Annotated in this window: 20 protein-coding genes and 6 tRNA genes; 11 read left to right on the top strand and 15 right to left on the bottom strand. The window is 65.2% G+C overall.

Annotated features, from left to right (window positions below; all coding sequences use genetic code 11):
* Nucleotides 1-3: 3 nt before the first annotated feature.
* Nucleotides 4-789 carry a hypothetical protein gene (locus tag AB0L82_RS06260; RefSeq protein WP_364631808.1) on the bottom strand — a complete coding sequence of 262 codons (786 nt, stop codon included), beginning with the start codon at nt 787-789 and terminating at the stop codon, nt 4-6.
* A gap of 22 nt (nt 790-811) precedes the next feature.
* Nucleotides 812-1,039, bottom strand: coding sequence for a hypothetical protein (locus AB0L82_RS06265; protein ID WP_364631811.1), 228 nt, complete (start codon nt 1,037-1,039; stop codon nt 812-814).
* 1,207 nt (nt 1,040-2,246) lie between these two features.
* On the opposite strand from AB0L82_RS06265, the gene AB0L82_RS06270 reads away from it, so the two are divergent.
* Entirely contained in the window at nt 2,247-2,876 is a 630-nt protein-coding gene (locus AB0L82_RS06270; protein WP_364631814.1) for a hypothetical protein, read from the top strand.
* 41 nt (nt 2,877-2,917) lie between these two features.
* Here the strand turns inward: AB0L82_RS06270 and AB0L82_RS06275 are convergent, their stop codons facing one another.
* The gene (locus AB0L82_RS06275) at nt 2,918-3,109 is read right to left on the bottom strand and encodes a DUF397 domain-containing protein (RefSeq protein ID WP_364631816.1); all 192 of its coding nucleotides are present in this window, start codon (nt 3,107-3,109) and stop codon (nt 2,918-2,920) included.
* Entirely contained in the window at nt 3,106-4,011 is a 906-nt protein-coding gene (locus AB0L82_RS06280) for a helix-turn-helix transcriptional regulator (protein ID WP_364631819.1), read from the bottom strand. The genes AB0L82_RS06275 and AB0L82_RS06280 overlap by 4 nt, the downstream gene beginning before the upstream one ends.
* Nucleotides 4,012-4,845: 834 nt before the next feature.
* On the opposite strand from AB0L82_RS06280, the gene AB0L82_RS06285 reads away from it, so the two are divergent.
* The 4 genes from AB0L82_RS06285 (at nt 4,846) to AB0L82_RS06300 (ending at nt 8,962) form a co-directional block, all read left to right on the top strand.
* Nucleotides 4,846-6,246, top strand: a complete 1,401-nt coding sequence (locus tag AB0L82_RS06285; protein WP_364631822.1) for a DUF222 domain-containing protein — start codon at nt 4,846-4,848, stop codon at nt 6,244-6,246.
* Nucleotides 6,247-6,716: 470 nt separating this feature from the next.
* Nucleotides 6,717-7,598 carry an RNA polymerase sigma-70 factor gene (locus AB0L82_RS06290; protein WP_364631825.1) on the top strand — a complete coding sequence of 294 codons (882 nt, stop codon included), beginning with the start codon at nt 6,717-6,719 and terminating at the stop codon, nt 7,596-7,598.
* Nucleotides 7,599-7,638: 40 nt separating this feature from the next.
* The gene (locus AB0L82_RS06295) at nt 7,639-8,118 is read left to right on the top strand and encodes an SRPBCC family protein (RefSeq protein ID WP_364631828.1); all 480 of its coding nucleotides are present in this window, start codon (nt 7,639-7,641) and stop codon (nt 8,116-8,118) included.
* Nucleotides 8,111-8,962 (top strand): alpha/beta hydrolase, encoded by an 852-nt coding sequence (locus tag AB0L82_RS06300; RefSeq protein ID WP_364631831.1) that lies wholly within the window; start codon nt 8,111-8,113, stop codon nt 8,960-8,962. The genes AB0L82_RS06295 and AB0L82_RS06300 overlap by 8 nt, the downstream gene beginning before the upstream one ends.
* A gap of 4 nt (nt 8,963-8,966) precedes the next feature.
* On the opposite strand, the gene AB0L82_RS06305 is transcribed toward AB0L82_RS06300, so the two are convergent.
* The gene (locus AB0L82_RS06305; RefSeq protein ID WP_364631834.1) at nt 8,967-9,407 is read right to left on the bottom strand and encodes an SRPBCC domain-containing protein; all 441 of its coding nucleotides are present in this window, start codon (nt 9,405-9,407) and stop codon (nt 8,967-8,969) included.
* Between the two features lie 230 nt (nt 9,408-9,637).
* Between AB0L82_RS06305 and AB0L82_RS06310 the strand changes: the two genes are divergently transcribed.
* Complete coding sequence (locus tag AB0L82_RS06310) at nt 9,638-11,002, top strand: alpha/beta hydrolase domain-containing protein (RefSeq protein ID WP_364631837.1); 1,365 nt, start codon at nt 9,638-9,640, stop codon at nt 11,000-11,002.
* 120 nt (nt 11,003-11,122) lie between these two features.
* On the opposite strand, the gene AB0L82_RS06315 is transcribed toward AB0L82_RS06310, so the two are convergent.
* The 3 genes from AB0L82_RS06315 to AB0L82_RS06325 form a co-directional block, all read right to left on the bottom strand.
* Nucleotides 11,123-11,197, bottom strand: a tRNA-Val gene (locus tag AB0L82_RS06315).
* Between the two features lie 14 nt (nt 11,198-11,211).
* Nucleotides 11,212-11,284: transfer RNA gene (locus tag AB0L82_RS06320), tRNA-Gly, on the bottom strand.
* Between the two features lie 127 nt (nt 11,285-11,411).
* Nucleotides 11,412-11,771 carry a hypothetical protein gene (locus AB0L82_RS06325; RefSeq protein WP_364631840.1) on the bottom strand — a complete coding sequence of 120 codons (360 nt, stop codon included), beginning with the start codon at nt 11,769-11,771 and terminating at the stop codon, nt 11,412-11,414.
* Between the two features lie 131 nt (nt 11,772-11,902).
* Between AB0L82_RS06325 and AB0L82_RS06330 the strand changes: the two genes are divergently transcribed.
* Complete coding sequence (locus tag AB0L82_RS06330; RefSeq protein WP_364631843.1) at nt 11,903-13,117, top strand: histidine kinase; 1,215 nt, start codon at nt 11,903-11,905, stop codon at nt 13,115-13,117.
* Nucleotides 13,118-13,176: 59 nt separating this feature from the next.
* On the opposite strand, the gene AB0L82_RS06335 is transcribed toward AB0L82_RS06330, so the two are convergent.
* From AB0L82_RS06335 to AB0L82_RS06350, 4 genes are read right to left on the bottom strand one after another with little or no spacing between them, the layout of a single operon-like run.
* Nucleotides 13,177-13,587: a VOC family protein gene (locus tag AB0L82_RS06335; RefSeq protein ID WP_364631845.1), complete on the bottom strand. Its 411-nt coding sequence runs from the start codon at nt 13,585-13,587 to the stop codon at nt 13,177-13,179.
* A gap of 10 nt (nt 13,588-13,597) precedes the next feature.
* On the bottom strand, nt 13,598-16,015 hold the full coding sequence (locus AB0L82_RS06340) for an excinuclease ABC subunit UvrA (RefSeq protein WP_364631848.1): 2,418 nt from the start codon (nt 16,013-16,015) through the stop codon (nt 13,598-13,600).
* 29 nt (nt 16,016-16,044) lie between these two features.
* Nucleotides 16,045-16,470: an AraC family transcriptional regulator gene (locus AB0L82_RS06345; RefSeq protein ID WP_364631850.1), complete on the bottom strand. Its 426-nt coding sequence runs from the start codon at nt 16,468-16,470 to the stop codon at nt 16,045-16,047.
* A gap of 22 nt (nt 16,471-16,492) precedes the next feature.
* Entirely contained in the window at nt 16,493-16,786 is a 294-nt protein-coding gene (locus AB0L82_RS06350; protein WP_364631853.1) for a hypothetical protein, read from the bottom strand.
* A 164-nt stretch (nt 16,787-16,950) separates the two neighbouring features.
* On the opposite strand from AB0L82_RS06350, the gene AB0L82_RS06355 reads away from it, so the two are divergent.
* Nucleotides 16,951-17,196, top strand: coding sequence for a hypothetical protein (locus AB0L82_RS06355; protein WP_364631856.1), 246 nt, complete (start codon nt 16,951-16,953; stop codon nt 17,194-17,196).
* A gap of 49 nt (nt 17,197-17,245) precedes the next feature.
* On the opposite strand, the gene AB0L82_RS06360 is transcribed toward AB0L82_RS06355, so the two are convergent.
* The 3 genes from AB0L82_RS06360 to AB0L82_RS06370 form a co-directional block, all read right to left on the bottom strand.
* A tRNA-Val gene (locus AB0L82_RS06360) sits at nt 17,246-17,320 on the bottom strand.
* 27 nt (nt 17,321-17,347) lie between these two features.
* Nucleotides 17,348-17,418 (bottom strand) — tRNA-Cys (locus AB0L82_RS06365).
* Nucleotides 17,419-17,441: 23 nt separating this feature from the next.
* Nucleotides 17,442-17,514, bottom strand: a tRNA-Gly gene (locus tag AB0L82_RS06370).
* 349 nt (nt 17,515-17,863) lie between these two features.
* Between AB0L82_RS06370 and AB0L82_RS06375 the strand changes: the two genes are divergently transcribed.
* The 3 genes from AB0L82_RS06375 to AB0L82_RS06385 all read left to right on the top strand — a co-directional run bounded on the left by AB0L82_RS06375 (nt 17,864) and on the right by AB0L82_RS06385 (nt 18,690).
* Nucleotides 17,864-17,935 (top strand) — tRNA-Val (locus tag AB0L82_RS06375).
* A gap of 47 nt (nt 17,936-17,982) precedes the next feature.
* Nucleotides 17,983-18,249, top strand: a complete 267-nt coding sequence (locus tag AB0L82_RS06380; RefSeq protein ID WP_364631858.1) for a hypothetical protein — start codon at nt 17,983-17,985, stop codon at nt 18,247-18,249.
* A gap of 48 nt (nt 18,250-18,297) precedes the next feature.
* Nucleotides 18,298-18,690: a nitroreductase/quinone reductase family protein gene (locus AB0L82_RS06385; RefSeq protein WP_364631860.1), complete on the top strand. Its 393-nt coding sequence runs from the start codon at nt 18,298-18,300 to the stop codon at nt 18,688-18,690.
* Nucleotides 18,691-18,738 lie beyond the last annotated feature (48 nt).

The raw sequence follows: 18,738 nt of genomic DNA on the forward strand, positions 1-18,738 counted from the left end.
TCGTCACCCGCCGGAGGACCGGATCGAGCTGATCAGTACGTGGCCCTCCCGGTTGACGGTGGTGAAGACCTGCTGCCAGGACGATTGCGTGCCGTCCGGGCGGAGTTCGTTGACGGTGACATCCCAGTTGTCGGCGGTGAGCCGGGCAATGGCGACGCAGTGCTGGGTTCCGGCCGGGACGGCCGAAATGGCATCGCGGGTGGCCTGTTCCGGTGCGGCCATCGCGTCCGGGGTGAGCATGCTGCGCACCACGGCCGCATCGCGCAGCACGTACCAGGCGTATTCCAGGTGCAGGATGACGCCCGGGCCGGTATCGAGATCACCTGTGCTGGAACCGCTCACCCGATCGGCGGTGCTGCTGGTCTGGCACCACGGCGCCGGGGCGGGTGGATTGGCCGGGGCGGCAGCGGGTTCCGAGGTCGGTGCGGCGGTGGGGGTGCCGCTCGGGGTGAGCGTCACCCACGCGCCCACCGCGACCAGCAGCAGTACGACGGCTCCGGCTCCCGCCGCGATCAGCCGATTGCGCAGCTGACGGCGGCGGCGGGTCTGGAGCGCGCGCTCGCGCGCGGCCTCCATGAGCGGGGCCATCGGATCGTCGTCGTACAGCTCACCGTCCTCGGCGAGCGGTACGCGTACATGGGTATTCGAGTCGCCGGGCGCGGTGGCTGAGTCATCGAGCCACTGCGCCCAGGCGGGAGCCCCCGACTGCGCGGAGCGCGGAGTCGGGGCCGTCGGCGGTAACGCGGGTATCGGTGGTCGCGGCGCCGTGCGGTCGTCCTGTTCGATCACGGCGTCACCCAGGCTTTCTCGTTCAGGCACCCGGCGCGGGCGCTAGTCCCGCCAGGAAGGATTCGGGAGTCAGCGGTGGCATCTGGGCGACGGCGGAACGCAGGGAATCGACCGTGGTTTCCACGGTTTGGGTCACCTGGTCGACGGTTTGCGCGACCTGGGTGCCGACCTGATTCACCACGGTCTCGACCTGCTGTGCCACGGGGGCCACGGCGTCGTAGACGGGCTGAGCCGCGGGGATCGGGGCCACGGCGGGAACGATCGGAGTCACGGGCGCTACAGGGGCGGAAACCGGTGCTACGAAAGGCTGATCGATCAGGGCTGGGGGATCAGCGGGCCTGGTGTCGGGCGTGCCACCCGTGAGCCCTCCGAGGACTCCACCGCCTACCGCACCAAGCACAGCTCCAACAACCATCCCCGGAAGGCCAGCGCCCAGCGCTCCGACCAAACACCCGACCGAACCACCGATTCCGGCACCGATAGGAGCGCCGACACCGCCGGTGGGAACGCCGCCAATTACAGCACCCGCGATGCCACCGATCACGCCACCGACACCGCACCCGCCGACAACGAAGAGGCCGGTGCTGACCATCCCGATGCCAGCACCAACAACGCTTCCGGAGATGCTACCTGCGGCCATTCGGTCCGACTGATCGCGAGGGAAACCCAAGCCGTCATACACTGCGGCGACTTGCCACTCGGCCATGTCCAGGTACGCCTGAGCTTTGTCACGCGACTTGGTATCGATGTAGTCGGGCAGTTGGACCGTGCTTGTCCCAACCCGCAGCTTGTGCGGATCGGTCGGCATGACTTCCTGATTCGGAGTCTGCGGCTGCACAGCCTCCGGCTCCACCGTATCCGGCTGTGTGGCCTGGGGTTTCGGCTTGACCAGCGTATTCACGTCCGGCTGCGTCTGCTGTTGCGGCCGCGGCCGGTTGGGCGGCGCGATGGGCGGATCCGGAATCCAGTCCGCAGGACTGGGTGCGGTGGCCGCGGGCGGTGACTGGGGCGTGGTGCTCAGCCCCGGCTGTCCTTCACCCGGTACCGCGAGCCCCGGTTGTCCCGGCGCGGCCGCGGCGACCCCCTGCCCGGCGACCAGCATTATCGGTAAAACCGATAATGCGAGTGAAGTTCGTTTGGAATTCATTACCCATTCCCCTTACCCGAACGGCCGACGACGGTTGAACCCGCCTGAAACCCCCTGCCGACCAGCACTATTCGCGCCTCCGGCTCAATCCACCGCAGTTGACCCATGACTGAACCCCACCGGTGTGCGATGATCATGTTTCCGGGTCGATCTTACCCGTAACCGTTCCCCTCACAACCTGATACGGATTAGTCGGAACGAATACTTCTGCCCCATCCGATTCCACATCGTAAGATCACTCGCGTTCATCGCAAGAACCGTGCGCCACAATATTTCTCATCGCGCCCGCCGGTTCCCGGAAGGAATTCCCATGCGCGCACGCCCAGCACACTTCGCGCTACCGCTCGCCGCAGCGTGTGTCCTCACCGCCTGCGGCGGCCTCGGCGGCGGCGGTGTGACGACCACCAATATCGCCCCGCCCGATCCGGCCCGCGCCCCCGCCGACGTCCACTGGGAGGCCTTCCAGGGCATCCAACTCCCCATCGGCGCGCACGACGGCCCCACCAAACTCTCCACCACCGCCGCGGGCTACTCGCACACCCCCCAGGGCGCGGCCCTCGCCGCGGTCAACCTGTCGGTGCGCCTATCCCTGGCCCCCGACGCCGCCTGGCCCGAAATCGCCTCCCAATCCCTGATGCCCGGCCCCGCCAAGGACTCCTGGGTCCTGTCCCGAGCCCAGATCTCCATCACCGCCCCCGCCAACCCGGCCGTGGCCCCCCGCATCTCCGGCTACAAGATCCCCGCCTACGACCCCCTCCGCACCGAAGTGACCATCTACACCACCTATCCCGACGCCAGCATCGCCGCCACCCGCCAAACCGTCCAGTGGTCAGCCGAGGACTGGCGCTTGACCCTGCCCGACCCCACCTCCAAAACCGCTACGGTGCAATCGATCCCGTCGATCCCGGCGGACGCGGTGAAACTGGAGCCCGCCAAGTAGGCACGGGTTCGCCGCCGTTCCGGGACCGGCGGCCTCGTGCTTCAGCGCCGCCACACCCCGCTGCTCAGGAATCGATCCCACTGCTCGCCGGAGAAGACCAGCGCCGGGCCACTCGCATCCTTCGAATCCCGCACGCCCACATGACTATCGATGAACGCGACTTCCACGCATTCGGAGGCGTTCGGCGATTTGCTGGACTTGAACCACTTCGCTTGGGATAGATCGATATTCACGCTGTGTGCTCCTTCGCGATACTCCACACCAGATCTCGGGTGGCGTCTTCGCTCAACGCTACCTGCTCCAGTTCGACGATCGCTCGCCGATGACGGTCGATCACCTCGCTTTGTTCCAGGTAGAGCGCACCTTCGTACCCGTCCACGTATACGACCGGAGGTTCGACCAATCTGCTTGCCAGTGGCGGGAATTCGAGCAGGGCGAATGAACGAACCACCAGTCCGATGGGTGCCGGTGCGCTGAACGGCACGACTCGAATGGTGACGTTGTCGCGCTCGGCGACGGCGTTGAGGTGCCGCAATTGTGCGTCCATGATCGTGGGCGCACCGGGTTGCTGTCGCAGAACGGACTCGGACAGTAAGGTTTTGAGGCGAAAGCTTTCCTTGTCGAGTACCAGCCGTCTGCGGGCGGCCAGTTCGAGTCGCCGCTCCACATCGACCGCGGACAGCTGAGGATCGGCGGCGGATATCAGCGCCCGGCGGTACTCCGAAGTCTGCAATAGTCCGGGGATCAGTGAAAGCTGGTGCGTCGTAAGTTTATTGGCGGCCGACTCCAGGTTCAGATAGTGATCGAAGTGTGAGGCGAATTGATCGCTGTAGGACCGCCACCAGCCCTTCGTCGTACCTTGCGACTTGGCGGCCTGGTCCTGCAGCTTGACCTCTTCCCACAACGCCAGCAGCTCATCGCGCTCTTTGCTCGGGTGCTCGACCCCGTAGAAATCCAGTAGGTCCCGAATTTGAGACGTCGATATTTTGATCTTTCGACCATCTTCCATGCGGCCAATGCTCTGCGGTGACAGCTCGATGTGCAGCCCGGCCACCAATTGGCCTTTGCCCGCCCGAAGGCGGTAGTCCCGCAGAACGCGTCCCGCCGCTCGGCGGGGCAGTGATGATCCGGCCATTTCTTAGCCTCACTACTCGGGATGCCCCGTATGGGAATACCCCTCAGGGGATTTCCACAAGGCTATCGGGAATTTCCTCACTGGCAGCCCCAATTGGCTCAATCTTAGGTGCGTGAAAGGTCATGGCCCGCATCGTCATTTCCCTATATGGAGGTCGTAATGTCTTGGGACGCATGGGCTCTCCTGTCGATCCTCGCCCTGTGTAGCACCGTCATCGCCTGGTCCTGCTGGGGCTTCCACCGTGACCGCGACCCACAGGAGCCCCACTCGTACCGCCTGGCCCTGTCTGGCGGCGGTCACCTCTACATCCCCCGCCCCATCGATCACCCGATAGCCCGCCACCGAACGGTGCGGAGTGTCTGAAGAAAGGCGCAGCCGCCATGGAACTCGGCCATCAACCCCCGGACTACCCGGTCATGAACCTGGAGGTCGCCCAACGTGGTCAACGGGCTCACCAATCCTGTGATATCGAGACATGTGCCGCCAGAGCCTATTTCGATAAGGTCGCACTGCGGCTCGCTCGTCGGTCCGAAGTCCTTGAGAGCCCCGAGTCACCGAACCGTTGGTTGGACATGTGATCACCTGCGGTCCCGCTCAGTGCATCAGTGATTGGGGATTCAGCAGACACGCGAATGTGAATAGGAGATTGTCTGAATAGCTTTGTATCACAATGGAATTCGACTTTCGAGGTCTGTTCTTCGGGAGTAGAATAGAGGCATGAAGTCAGGGGAGAAAATCGCAATCACGGACAGTGCACACGCACTCTCCGCTGCGATCGACACCCTTACCTCCCAGCCGCTTATTCCTTTGTCGGACAACGACATTGTCGAATTGATGCAGCAGATCGAAACCGCCACCCGCAAACTCGACGCGCTCAAACTCGACCTGGTCGTGCAGACCTGCTCCCGGTCACTGCCCAAGCGCGCCGGAGCAGGCTCGGTGGCACTGTTTCTGCAAGACACCCTGCGGATTTCGCATGGGGACGCGTTGAACCGCTGGCACTGCGCCGAGCAGGCTGCGATCTGGCCGCGTGTGGGAGACAACAACGACATCTCCACCCCTGCTCCGGTGCTTCCCAATACCGCACTGGCGCAAGAGGAAGGCGCGATCGGCCTCGACCACGTGCGCGTCATTCGGCAGGTCATGGACCGGCTCCCCAACAAGGTCACTGCCGAGGATCGAGCCCTGGCTGAAGAGCATCTCGCGCGGCATGCCCGTGCGTTGAACCCCAACCAGCTCCCCAAGATCGGCGACCGCATCCTGGGCCATTTCGACCCCGATGGCACCCTGACCGATGATGCAGACCGTGCTCGTATGCGCAGCATGCGGCTGAGCCCCCAGGGCTTCGACTTGATGTCCACCATGACCGTGGTGTTGACCCCCGAAGCGCGGGCGGCGATGGATGCGGTGCTGGCCAAGCTCGCACGTCCGGGTCTGTGCAACCCGGCCGATCCCGAAAGCCCGTTCGTGGTGGATGACAAGCTCGATCCGGAGGTCGTGAAGGCCGCTGCCGCACGCGATACCCGCACCACCGTGCAACGTCAGCACGACGCCCTGTTCGCGCTCCTGCACCCTGACTTCCACCCCGCACACCTCGGCTCACACCGCGGACTGCCGGTCACCACGATCCTGACCATGTCCATCGTCGACGTGGAACGCGCCGCCGGAGTGGCGACCACGGCCACCGGTGGGACGGTGCCGATCGCGGTCGCGTTGGAAATGGCTGCCCGCAAGAGCAAGATCTTCTCGGTCGTCACCGACGGCGAGGACATGCCGCTGCATATCGGTAAGGCTCGGTTGGCGAACCCGGCCCAGCGGATGGCGTTGATCGCCACCGAACGGGGCTGCACCCGCCCGGGCTGCACCGCCCCGGCGAGCATGGCGGCGGTCCATCACGTCACCGAGTTCGTCAAGGGTGGCCTGACCGATATCGAAAACCTGACCCTGGCGTGCGATCACTGCCACGCATTGGTGAATGACACCCCGACCGGGTGGACCACCATCAAACTCGGTAAAGGCTCGAAGTTCGCCGGGCGGACAGCGTGGATCGCACCCGCGCACATCGATCCGACTCGGACACCGAAGGTGAATCACATGCATCACCCGGACGAGTTGATGGCCACCGCCCCGGCGGCCCCGCCACTGCCTTCCCGCCCGGCCCGGGCGTGCGTCCCGACCCGGATGCGTCAGCGACCCTGGGTGTTGCCTCGCCCGGCGTGCCCAGACCGGCAATAGGTTCCACCACCACCTGTATTCACCGTCAGGAACCCTCCTGCCGGTGCTACAGGCATGTCCGCATCTCTCCAGTCGGTGCTACAGGCACGTCCGCATCCAAAAGGGCGCTCCGCACCTACCGAGGGGTGCACGCCTGCGTTCCAGCCCTCCCGCAGTCCAGACAAGAAAGCAGTGCTGGGCACGTCGCCTGCCGTACCCGACTTGCTCTCCCGCAACCCAGGCCCACACCTCACGCACCCGACGGGGTGACCGGCCGTGGTCACCTCCCAAGACCCAAGAACCAAGCCGCCCAAGTGTTTTGGTTCTTGTTGTTGGTCTTGTCTTTGGCTCTGTTCTTGATCTTTGTTCTTGTTCTCTTCTTGTCCGGGCGTCTTTGTCTTTTGTTCTTCGGTCTCTTGTTCTTGGGTCTCTTGTCCTCTCACCCCATGTCTCACGTCGCTGTCTGCCGTAACTGGCGTTAGGTTGGAGCGGTGGGCGAATTGGGGGTATTCGACGAATTGCGGCCGCTGCTGTTCACGATCGCGTACGAGATCCTGGGCAGTGCGGCTGACGCCGAGGATGTGGTGCAGGACAGCTACATTCGCTGGCGCGCCGCCGACGCGGTGGAACATCCGCGGGCGTACCTGACCCAGGTGGTGACGCGCCAGGCCCTGAATCGACTGCGTGCCTTGCGCCGTCGGCGCGAGGAGTACGTGGGCAATTGGCTGCCCGAGCCGATTCGCACCGAGAATGACGCCAGCCACGACATCCTGCTCGCGGAATCGGTGTCGATGGCCATGCTGCTGGTGCTGGAAACCCTCGGCCCCACCGAGCGCGCGGTCTTCGTACTGTCCGAGGTGTTCGGGCATTCCCTGGTCGAAATCGCGGGCATGGTAGGCAAATCCGATGCCACCGTGCGGCAGATCGCGCATCGCGCCCGCGAGCATGTGCGGGCGCGGCGTAAGCGCTTCGAACCCGATTCCGATACCAGCCGCGCGGTGATCGCTCGCTTCGCGCTGGCCGCGCGCACCGGCGAAGTGCAGACGCTGATGGATGTGCTCGCCCCGGATGTGGTGTCGATCTCCGACGGTGGCGGCAAGGTCACCGTGGCGGGCCGCCCGATCCTGGGCCCCGAACCGGTCGCCAAGTACCTCATCGCTTTGGCGCGAGGTCCCATGGCGGACATGACTTTCGAGCTCGGCCGGTTCAATGCGCTGCCCGCACTGCTGTGCCGCGCCGCCGATGGATCGCTCGATTCCATCCTCATGATCGAGGTGTCCGGTGACCTGATCACCGGCCTGTACGCCGTGCGCAATCCCGACAAACTGTGCGAGGTCGAGGTGGTTCGCCCACTGCTGCGAAAAATTTCATGATCACATGTCACGGTCTCGGACCCGGAGGTGTCCCAGAGGTATGGAAACCATTACCGTAGAACGCACCATCCCCGCGCCCATCGATCAGGTATTCGATTGGTGCGCAACCACGACCAACTACGAGCGCACCCGCTGGGTGCTGCGCTGCAAGCTCACCGAACCCGGCCGCGACGCCCCCTACGGCGTCGGCGCGATCCGCGTGCACACCTGGCTGATCGGCTATTTCGTCGAACGCGTCACCCGCTACGACGCCCCGCGCTCCTTCGACTACGTGGTCGACCGCAGTATCCCGCCCTCCCGGCACGAGGGCGGCACCATGACCTTCACCGAGGTCCCCGGCGGCACCCATGTCGTGTGGTCGACCACCACCGAAATGGCCGTCCCCATCGCCGCGGCCGCCGCCACTCGCCGCATCGCGCGGCCCATCGTGACCCACGTCTTCGGCCGCATCCTGCGCGCCTGCGCCGAGGACCTCTCCTCCCGAACCCCTCCGAATCCCGTGGAAGCTCCGCATGACTGACATCACCCCGGCCCTGGCGGTCACCGAACACATTGTGGACGGCGTCCGCTGCGCCGTCCACGACAGCGATGCGGCGGGTGCGGGGGAGGCCGTGGTATTCGTCCACGGCAACCCGGGCCCCATGGACGACTGGACGGACCTGGTCCCGCCCATCGCGGGCTTCGCCCGTGTAATCGCCATGGACATGCCGGGTTTCGGGCGATCCGAGCGCCCGAAGTCCTTCGACCACAGCGTCACCGGCCACGCCCGCTTCCTCGGCCGGCTCTTGGATCAACTCGGCATCACCCGGGTTCACCTGGTGCTGCACGACTTCGGCGGAGCCTGGGGCCTGCGCTGGGCCCTGGACCACCGGGAGGCACTGGCCAGCCTCACCCTGATCAACACCGGCGCGCTCCAGGGCTACCGCTGGCACCGCTACGCCCGCATCTGGCAGACACCACTCCTGGGCGAGCTCTTCCAACTGGCGAGCAATCCCCGAGCCATGCACATCGCCCTCAACCGCGACAATCCAAAACCGTTGCCGCGCAACTACGTCGACCGCGTCGCCAGCTTCGCCGACTGGCCGCACAAACGCGCCGTCCTCACCCTCTACCGCAACACCCGCGACCCCGCCAGCGCCTTCCCCGAACAAAACCTTGGCCTATCCGCCGATTCCCTTCCGGTATGCGTGATCTGGGGCGCGGGCGACAGCTACATCCCGGTGCGTTTCGCCGAACAGCAGCGAAAGTTCTTTCCCGCGGCGGAGATTCACATCATCGAAGACACGGGTCACTGGCCTTTCATCGACGACCCCCAAGCGGTCCTGACACCGTTGGAAGCATTCCTTCGCCGACAAATTCACTGACTTCTCAGCGGGCGAGTACGGCCTCGAGTTTGGGCATCAGATTCCGCCATCCGCGCTCCATGGCGTTGCGCGCCATCTTCTGCCGTCGATCCTCGATATCGAATCCGGTCTGCGTCAGTAGCAGCCGCGTCCCCCGCCCCTGCTGTTCAATCGTCCAATCCACCACCCACTTCGGCGGATTCTCGCCCTTCGTGTAAACCCAGGTATACGTCAATTGCTCTCCGGGCCGCGCCACCAGCACCTCGGACACGATCTCCGAGGGCGGCTCGGTGGGCATGACGAACATGAAATGCGTCCCCACCTCGGGCGTGAACCCCACAGACCGCAACAGCCACTGCTCCAGCAGGTCCGGATCCGTCAACGCCCGCCATACCTCCTCCGGCGGCTGTGGAAAGAACCTCCCCACCTCCACCGCCGCCGGATTCAATTCAGCATCCTCCGCCATCCCCCCACCATGCCACGCCACCCGTGCTCATGTGAGGTAGCGACCCGCACCCGAAACCTCATGTCGGCTCCGGCCTGTGATCGGTCCCGGCCGGTCGCGCCGAGATGCTGTGAAAGCTTCGGTAGCCTCGAATGCGCTCTGCTGCACGAGGGTTCATGATCACCGCCGAAGGGGCCATTCGGAGTCGCCACCCGATTGTCCAAAAACCAAGCGGTTGTTAGGGTTTCGGGATGAAGCTCTCCGGTCCGGTATCGGGTCCGATCAATCTGATCTCGACCTTCTTCTCGCTGTCCGATATCGGCTATATCGCCGAGGAGTACTTCCTGTCCGGCACAGCCCGGTCCTACCGCCTGACCGGTCCGGCCGGTGACGACGGGGAGTGGGCGACGGAGCCCGACGGTCACGCGCCGTTCACGACCAGGCTCGTGGTGTACCGGCCGGTAGAGGGCTATTCGGGAACCGCTGTCGTGGAGTGGCTCAACGCTTCCTCGGGTGCGGACGCGCCGCCGATCTGGCTGCTGGCGCACCGGCATCTCATTCGGGCTCGGATGGCCTGGGTCGGGGTTACGGCCCAGTACGCGCCCATTCACGGCGGCAGCGTCATGGCCGCCGCGGCCGAGGGTGATGACACCTGGAACACCATCCTGCTGCCGCCGCTGAAACAGACGGATCCCGCGCGGTACGCGGAGCTGTCGCATCCGGGGGACGCCTACTGCTATGACATCTATCGGCAGGCGGGAGAGCTGGTCCGAAATCTCGTGCCGGAGACCCGGCAGCTGCTCGCGGCCGGGCAGTCCCAGTCCGCGGCCACGCTCGTCACCTACGTGAATGCCATTGCGCCGCACGGCTCGCCGTACGACGCGTACCTCATCGACGGCCGCCCGGGCCGCCCCGCCACGCTCACAGGTTGGGGCGAGCCCGAGACGCTCGACGGTGGTACGCGAGTGCGTGCGGACTCGCCCGCGCCGGTGCTCCTGCTCCAAACCGAAACCGATGTGGTCGGTCTCATGCGCTCGATCGGCTCCCGCCAGCCTGACTCCGATCGATTCCGCCTCTGGGAGCTGGCCGGCGCCGCGCACGCGGACTCCTACGTCGTCGGCGCGGCCTTCACCGACTCGGGCTCCCTGACCGCAGCGGAGCTGGCCGAACGAATGGCAGCGCGCCGCAACCCCCTGGGCGTCGATTTCCCCGAACCCATCAATTCCGGACCGCAACATCACTACGCCGTCCAGCAAGCCATTGCGGCGCTGTCCGTTTGGGCCGAGGGCGGACCAGCCCCGGCGCGGGCCGATCGGCTCGAAGTAACCGCCGCCGGGGAACTCGTACTGGACGCTCACGGCAACGCACTGGGCGGCATTCGCACCCCGTGGCTGGACGTCCCGCTGGCGGTCCTCTCCGGCCTCGGCCAAGAGGGCGGCGGCCCCGCGGTCATCTTCGGCTGCACCCGCCCCCTCCCGGGCCCGCCTCCGCGGGACTACCTCCCGGCATTCCAGGCGGCAACCGACAAGGCAGTCGCCGCGGGTTTCCTTCTGGCCGAAGACGTTCCGGAGATTCTCGCCGTGGCAGCCGTGAATCAACCGAACACCCTGCGATAGAACGCCTTACGCGGAGCGCGGTACGAGCAGATTCGACATCACACAACCGGAATCCGTTCCAGGGCCCGCCCGGGCGATAGACAGTGAAAAGGCCCGGAGAACCCGGGCCCGATCGAAATATGGTGCGCGATACTGGGATTGAACCAGTGACCTCTTCCGTGTCAGGGAAGCGCTCTCCCGCTGAGCTAATCGCGCGAGATCGTACTTTGAGCGGATGACGAGATTCGAACTCGCGACCCTCACCTTGGCAAGGTGATGCGCTACCAGCTGCGCTACATCCGCTTGCTTGCCGGGGCCCTGGAGCCGATCGGCTTGCGGGACAGAACTTTAGGGACAAACCGGGGTGGAAAGCAAATCGGCACCATATCGGGTGTTTCGCGGCGTAGCGGGAAGCAGGTCGGGGGTCCGCTCAGCCGCCGTATGAGTACCGCAGATCCGCGAAGAGCAACACGTTGAGTCGCCGTCGCAGATGCCCGGCCTTGCTTGCGTCGGGAGCCGCGCCGGGGGTCAGCAGTGTGAATCGCACCAACGTCTCCCGGCTCGGCGTCGCCGACAATTCGAACAGGATCTCGTCATCCGGCCGACTCGGCCACAGTGACGACCACACCACCGTGCGTGGTTCCTCGGCCCGCAGGATCCGCGGCTCGACCTCATCGCTCAGCAGATTCAGCCATGGCCGCGCCCCGGCCCGCCGCGGCCGGGTGAGCGATTCCCACACCGCTGTCGGCGACGCCGGTAGTTTCCTTGCCCGCGAACCGAACTCGATCACGGCCCCAGCGTAGTAGCGGTGGCCCCCGATGACGCAGGTCACCAGGCCGGGAAAAGGTCATCCTTCAGTCGCCCCGATTCCAGACCGCAGGCTGATGCGCACCACCGGGATCCGAAGGGAATCTTGGTGGGGTGACCGAGATCAGCATGCCCCTACGCCCGAGCCCCGCGCCGCTGCGCTGGTGGCAGCAGGGCTGGCGACTGCTGGTCGTGGTGCTCTTCGCCGCGCTGTCCTGGATCATCGCCAAGCAGAGCCTGCCGGACGATGTTTCCAGGATGCTGATGATGTGGCTGTGTGTGGCCGATCCGATCATCGGTGTCGCAATGCTGGCGCTGCTGGGTTTCCGCCGTCGCTGGCCGGTGGCCGTCGCCGCGATCACCACGGCCGCCTCGGCGGTGTCGACGACCGCGAGCGGGCCGTCGCTGCTGGCGCTGGCCTCGGTGTCGACCCGCCGCCGCTCCCGCGAGATCGTCCCGATCGCGGCGGGCGGCGTCGTCTCGGGCATGCTGATGACGGTCCTCTACCCGGACCTGAACGCCGACAACGGCCTGCCCGGCGCATTCTGGTACACCGTGGCATTCCTGGCGCTGGCCATCAGCGCCGTGGTGGCGATCGGCGTCGCCGTCGGTTCGCGTCGTGAGGTGATCTGGTCCCTGCAACAGCGCACCGAGATCGCCGAGCGAGCCCAGGTCGCCCGCGCCGCCGAGGCCCGCATCCTGGAACGCCACCGCATCGCCCGCGAGATGCATGATGTTCTCGCACACCGGATCTCACTGGTCGCCATGCAGGCGGGCGTGCTCACCTACCGCCCCGATCTGGACTCCGAACAGGTCGGCGCGATCGCCAAAACCATCGCCGACAATTCCCGTCAGGCGCTGGAGGAACTTCGCGATGTGCTCGGCGTGCTGCGCGCCGACGAATTGCACACCAGCGATCCGGAACCCCCGCAACCGTCACTGGCCGCCCTGCCCACCCTGGTGGCCGATGCCCGCGATTCCGGCCTCGCCGTGACACTCACCGACCGCACCGTGGGTGAACCGCCCATGACGAGCGCCCGCACCGCATACCGCATCGTCCAGGAGGGCCTGACCAATGTCGGCAAACATGCCCCGGGCGCGCGCGTCTGGATCGGCGTGGAGGGCACGGCGGGGGAGGGCCTGGCGGTCACCGTCCGCGACTCCGGCGGAGACGATGCGACCCGACCCGCCCCGCTGTCCGGTTACGGCCTGCTCGGTCTCACCGAACGCGCCGAATTGGTGGGCGGCACACTCGTTTTCGGCCCCCGCCCGTTCGGCGGGTTCCAACTCCGCGCCACCCTGCCCTGGCCGGTGGCGGTCGAGGACTGACGGCCGCGCCGACTCGGGCACCACGGCAGCGTGCCCGGTCGCGCGGCATGCGTCGAACCTCAGAGCGCCTGATTGATCCGCACGTGATTGCCCGCCGGATCCCGGAACGCGCAATCCCGCACCCCGTACGGCTGATCCATCGGCTCCTGCACGACTTCCGCGCCGGTGGCCTGGATCTTGTCGAACACCCCGTTGATATCGGAGGTGGTCAGCACGATGGTCGCGTACGTTCCCTTCGCCATCATCTCGGTGATCACGCGCCGCTCATCCTCGGTGATGCCCGGATCCGCGCCCGGCGGATGCAGCACGATCGACACCCCGGGCTGCCCGGCCGGACCGACGGTGATCCAGCGCATCGGCCCGTATTCGACGTCATTGCGCACCTCGAATCCGAGCGCGTCACGGTAGAACGCCAGCGATTCCTCCGGATCGGTGTGCGGGAGGAAAGTGTTGAGAATCGATAGGTCCATGTCCTAGACGCTATCCGCGCGCCCGCGCCGCGCGCTTCTTGATTCCTGATCGACCCACGTATTCGGCGAGATGTTCGCCGGTCAGCGTGGCGCGAGATGCGACCAGATCCTCGGGCGTGCCCTCGAACACGATCTGCCCGCCGTCATGACCGGCCCCCGGCCCGAGGTCGATGATCCAGTCGGCGTGCGCCATCACGGCCTGATGATGCTCGACCACGATCACTGATTTGCCGGAGTCCACGAGCCGATCCAGCAGCCCGAGCAACTGCTCCACATCGGCCAGATGCAGGCCCGCGGTCGGCTCGTCGAGCACGTACACCCCGCCCTTCTCGCCCATATGCGTGGCCAGCTTCAGCCGCTGCCGCTCACCGCCGGACAGCGTGGTCAGCGGCTGCCCGATGGTCAGATACCCCAGCCCGACATCCGCCAGCTGCTGCAGAATCTTGTGCGCCGCAGGCAGTTTCGCCTCACCGTCAGCGAAGAACTCGACAGCCTCGGAGACCGGCATGGCCAGCACCTGACTGATATCGCGTCCACCCAGGTGGTAGTCCAGCACGGCGGCCTGGAACCGCTTACCCCCGCACTCCTCGCATACGGTGGCGACCCCGGCCATCACGGCCAGATCGGTGTAGATGACCCCGTTGCCGTTGCACGCCGGGCACGCACCCTCGGAATTGGCGCTGAACAGCGCGGGTTTGACCCCGTTGGCCTTGGCGAACGCCTTGCGAATCGGCTCCAGCAGTCCGGTGTAGGTCGCCGGATTGCTGCGCCGCGACCCCTTGATCGGAGCCTGATCGATCGACACCACATCCTCCCCGGCGGGGATGGACCCGTGCACCAGGGAGCTCTTGCCCGACCCCGCGACACCGGTGACCACCACCAGTACCCCGAGCGGCACATCGACGTTCACATTCCGCAGGTTGTGCAGTTTCGCCCCGCGAATCTTCAACGCGCCCTTGGATTTCCGCACCGCGTTCTTGACCACGGCGCGATCGTCGAAATGTCGTCCGGTAATGGTGTCGCTCTTGCGCAATCCCTCGACGGTGCCCTCGAAACACACGGTGCCGCCGCCCGCGCCCGCACCCGGTCCGAGATCCACGATGTGATCCGCGATCGAGATGGTCTCGGGCTTGTGCTCGACCACGAGGACCGTATTCCCCTTGTCCCGCAGGCGAATCAGCAGCTCGTTCATGCGCTGGATGTCATGCGGGTGCAGCCCGACCGTCGGCTCGTCGAAGACATAGGTGATATCGGTCAACGCCGATCCGAGATGCCGAATCATCTTGACGCGCTGCGCTTCTCCGCCCGAAAGCGTGCCCGAGGCGCGATCCAGGCTCAAATAGCCGAGCCCGATCTCCACGAACGAATCCAGGGTCTGGCCCAGCGATTCCAGCAGCGGCCCCACCGAAGGCTCATCGAGCCCCTTCACCCATTCGGCGAGATCGCTGATCTGCATGGCGCAGGCATCGGCGATGCTGATCTTCTTGATCTTCGACGACCGCGCCTGCTCACTGAGCCGGGTGCCATGGCATTCCGGGCAGACGGTGAAGGTCACCGCCCGCTCGACGAACGCCCGGATATGCGACTGCAACGCATCGACTTCCTTGGACAGCATCGACTTCTGAATGCGCGGGATCAAACCCTCGTAGGTCAGGTTGATGCCGTCGACCTTGATCTTGGTCGGCTCCTTGTACAGCAGATCGTTCAATTCGCGCTTGTTGTACTTCTTGATCGGCTTATCCGGATCGAAATACCCACAGCCGGTGAAGATTCGGCCGAACCAGCCGTCCATGCTGTACCCGGGAATGGTCAGCGCGCCCTCGTTCAGCGATTTGTTCTCGTCGTACAGCTGCGTCAGGTCGATGTCATTCACCGATCCGCGCCCCTCACACCGAGGGCACATACCCCCGGTAATGCTGAACGCGCGCTTCTCGCGAACCTGCCGTCCGTTCTTCTCCACCGTGACAGCACCCGCGCCGCTGATCGAGGCCACATTGAACGAGTACGCCTTCGGCGATCCGATATGCGGTTTCCCCAAGCGGCTGAACAGGATTCGCAGCATGGCGTTGGCATCGGTGGCGGTGCCGACCGTCGACCGCGGATCCGATCCCATCCGCTGCTGATCGACCAGGATCGCCGTGGTCAGCCCCTCCAGCACATCCACCTCGGGCCGCGCCTGAGTCGGCATGAACCCCTGTACGAAACTGCTGTAGGTCTCATTGATCAACCGCTGCGATTCCGCCGCGATCGTCCCGAACACCAGCGAACTCTTCCCCGACCCGGAAACCCCCGTGAACACCGTCAACCGCCGCTTGGGAATCGCGATGCTGACATCCTTGAGGTTGTTCACCCGCGCGCCGTACACGCGGATCACCTCATGACTGTCCGCGGCGTGCGAGGCGGGCTGCTTCTTCGTCGGTGTGCTCATGCGGATCAGCCTATTTGCTGATCCGATGCCTAGGCTTCTCGATTCCTGATCGGTCTGGTGACCTGTTTGGCCACGCACGCCGGAATCCCGACCGTGGCGTCGGCCTCCTGCTTGCGATAGGTGCTCGGCGGCACGCCCACCAACTCGGTGAATCGCGTGCTGAACGTCCCCAGCGATGAGCACCCCACCGCGAAACACACCTCGGTGACGCTCATATCCGCACGTCGCAGCAATGTCATGGCCCGCTCGATACGCCGCGTCATGAGATAGCTGTACGGCGATTCGCCATAGGCGAGCTTGAACTGTCTGCTCAAATGCCCGGCCGACATATGCGCGTCCTGCGCCAGCGCCACCACGTCCAGCGGCTGCGCGTACTCGCGATCGATGCGATCGCGGACCTTGCGCAGGCGCGCCAGATCACGCAGATGCTGTTCGGCGGAGGGTGTACCGGTCATGGGTATCAGCCTAAGCGCCGACTCACCGAGGCGTGCAGTCCAATTGGAAGGGATAGCAGGTGACCGCGCTCGTGATAGGGGCGGGGGCGGTGACCGTCATCCCGTTCGAAGGCGCTGCGGGCGCGACCGGTTCGTGCCGGGGCTGCAGGAAGATCAGCGCGGCGAGCAGTATCAGCGGAAAGAAGATCAGCACCACGAGGAAGACGAGCAGCGGAACGATCCCGAACCGGGTGAGCTTTCCCCACAGCGACCGTTTCGCCCGTGGCGGCTGTACATATCGGCCATTCTGCTGTTGCCCGGGGTTGCGAACCGTCATACCGCCAGTCTGGCAGGTGTGTCCGATAGTCGTCGCCATCTAGCTTGCGGCACTGCGTGATCCGCCTGAAACCCTCATCTGAATTGGAAATGTTTCATATGCTCTGCCCCGGCGGAGCGGGATAGCACCGCGCCCGCCAGAGATCCGGATTAGGGGACAACTTCATGAAACGCACCATTCTCGTCGGCGCGACCGCTCTCGCCTTCCTCGGCGGTGTCGCCGGCACGGCCGCCGCGGAAGGCCTCCCGCTCAACGCCCAGGAGGTGGACATCACCCCCGGCTCTGCTTCGGACCTGGGCAATGTGATCGGCGCCGGCTCCGTGAATACCGGCAGCACCGCCGCCAACCTCGGCAGCGCCTTCAGCGGCGGCTATCTGGACGGGGTACTCAGCAGCCTGTCCGCCCACTGACCCGGGCAAACGCGAAAGGCCCGGCCGAAGCCGGGCCTTTCGTGAACTCTGGTGCGCGATACTGGGATTGAACCAGTGACCTCTTCCGTGTCAGGGAAGCGCTCTCCCGCTGAGCTAATCGCGCGGGTCTTTATGTCTCTTCATAAAGAAGAGGCGGCGACGGGAATCGAACCCGTGTGCACGGCTTTGCAGGCCGTTGCCTCACCACTCGGCCACACCGCCAAGCAGGCCGTGTTGGCCCCTCGAGCGGATGACGGGATTCGAACCCGCGACCCTCACCTTGGCAAGGTGATGCGCTACCAGCTGCGCTACATCCGCATTTCTGTCTCCCGGGGACCTTGCGGCCGTCCGGCTGACGAGGTAGAACACTAGCCGACCCGCGGCGCAGGTAACAAATCGCCTGGTAAACAGGGGTAAATATGAACTACACCCGTGTAGTCCCGCCGCTCCGGGACCGAAACCCCGCCTCCCCATCCAACCCCGCCAACCCGACACCCCCGTATCGCCCCGGCAACACCCAGATGAAACCTCACCCGTCACACCTCCCCGTAGAACCCCGTTTTTACGCCGTTGTGCACGCGATTTGGCGTCCTGCCACCCCTATGTGTAATCTTCATTCTCGTTCGAGCAGCACAGAAACAGCCGCCCGAACACCGCAACATCTCCCGGTTCTATAGCTCAGTGGGAGAGCACTCGCCTCACACGCGAGGGGTCGCTGGTTCGAACCCAGCTAGAACCACTTCAGAAGCCGTAGGTCATCGACCTTCGGCTTCTTTCGTGTTGTTCATGGGTTTCAGGGTGCGGCCGTGCACGTCCGGCAAGGTCCTCTCGAAGACCGCAGCCGCCGCAATCGCCGGTGAAACCGCAGTCGCCGCAAGACATCTCAATATTCCCGTGCTCACACGAATCGGCATGCTCGCATTGAAAGTTCGCGCCGACGCCGCGGCCCGCACCAGAGCCGGAGCCCCATCGTGGGAACAGCTACTCGCCACGGAAGCCGCGACCTGGACCCTCCCCGAAGCACTCACCATCGCGGACCTCCTGACGAACTAGCCGAACAACCAAGAACCAATCGAGTTGGCTTTTCTGTAGGTTGGGGTCGTGACCAAGGTGCGAGAGCTGCAACACCGGGTGGTGACCACCGGCCAGCGCTACATCGGTAACCCGATCCTGGGACGGCTGCCGATCCAGACCCTGCTCGAAACAACCGGGCGTAAGAGCGGTCAGCCCCGAATCACCCCCATCGGCGGCCGCCGCGAAGGCAACTCCTTCTGGCTCGTCTCCGAGTTCGGCGAGAAATCCCATTACATCCGAAACATTCAGGCGGACAACTGGGTTCGGCTCCGGATTCGTGGCCGGTGGTACTCCGGCACCGCGCACCTGGTGCCGGAGGACGATGTACGAGCCCGACTCCGCAGGCTGCCGCGCGCCAACAGCGCCGTGGTACGCGCGGTCGGCACCGAGTTGTTGACCGTTCGCATCGACTTGGCCTGACCCTGCTGCTCGGTGGTGTGTCGCGATCACCGCCCTCTGCGTACTGCC

The organism is Nocardia sp. NPDC052001 (assembly GCF_040680615.1).
Classification (GTDB): Bacteria; Actinomycetota; Actinomycetes; order Mycobacteriales; family Mycobacteriaceae; genus Nocardia.

Excerpts from the sequence above, each read along its gene's own strand:
- AB0L82_RS06310 (WP_364631837.1), top strand. The coding sequence starts at position 9,638 with ATGAAGCTCTCCGGTCCGGTATCGGGTCCGATCAATCTGATCTCGACC.
- AB0L82_RS06355 (WP_364631856.1), top strand. The coding sequence starts at position 16,951 with ATGAAACGCACCATTCTCGTCGGCGCGACCGCTCTCGCCTTCCTCGGC.
- AB0L82_RS06345 (WP_364631850.1), bottom strand. The coding sequence starts at position 16,470 with ATGACCGGTACACCCTCCGCCGAACAGCATCTGCGTGATCTGGCGCGC.
- AB0L82_RS06280 (WP_364631819.1), bottom strand. The coding sequence starts at position 4,011 with ATGGCCGGATCATCACTGCCCCGCCGAGCGGCGGGACGCGTTCTGCGG.
- AB0L82_RS06335 (WP_364631845.1), bottom strand. The coding sequence starts at position 13,587 with ATGGACCTATCGATTCTCAACACTTTCCTCCCGCACACCGATCCGGAG.
- AB0L82_RS06380 (WP_364631858.1), top strand. The coding sequence starts at position 17,983 with ATGGGTTTCAGGGTGCGGCCGTGCACGTCCGGCAAGGTCCTCTCGAAG.
- AB0L82_RS06295 (WP_364631828.1), top strand. The coding sequence starts at position 7,639 with ATGGAAACCATTACCGTAGAACGCACCATCCCCGCGCCCATCGATCAG.
- AB0L82_RS06270 (WP_364631814.1), top strand. The coding sequence starts at position 2,247 with ATGCGCGCACGCCCAGCACACTTCGCGCTACCGCTCGCCGCAGCGTGT.
- AB0L82_RS06305 (WP_364631834.1), bottom strand. The coding sequence starts at position 9,407 with ATGGCGGAGGATGCTGAATTGAATCCGGCGGCGGTGGAGGTGGGGAGG.
- AB0L82_RS06350 (WP_364631853.1), bottom strand. The coding sequence starts at position 16,786 with ATGACGGTTCGCAACCCCGGGCAACAGCAGAATGGCCGATATGTACAG.
- AB0L82_RS06300 (WP_364631831.1), top strand. The coding sequence starts at position 8,111 with ATGACTGACATCACCCCGGCCCTGGCGGTCACCGAACACATTGTGGAC.
- AB0L82_RS06340 (WP_364631848.1), bottom strand. The coding sequence starts at position 16,015 with ATGAGCACACCGACGAAGAAGCAGCCCGCCTCGCACGCCGCGGACAGT.
- AB0L82_RS06285 (WP_364631822.1), top strand. The coding sequence starts at position 4,846 with ATGCAGCAGATCGAAACCGCCACCCGCAAACTCGACGCGCTCAAACTC.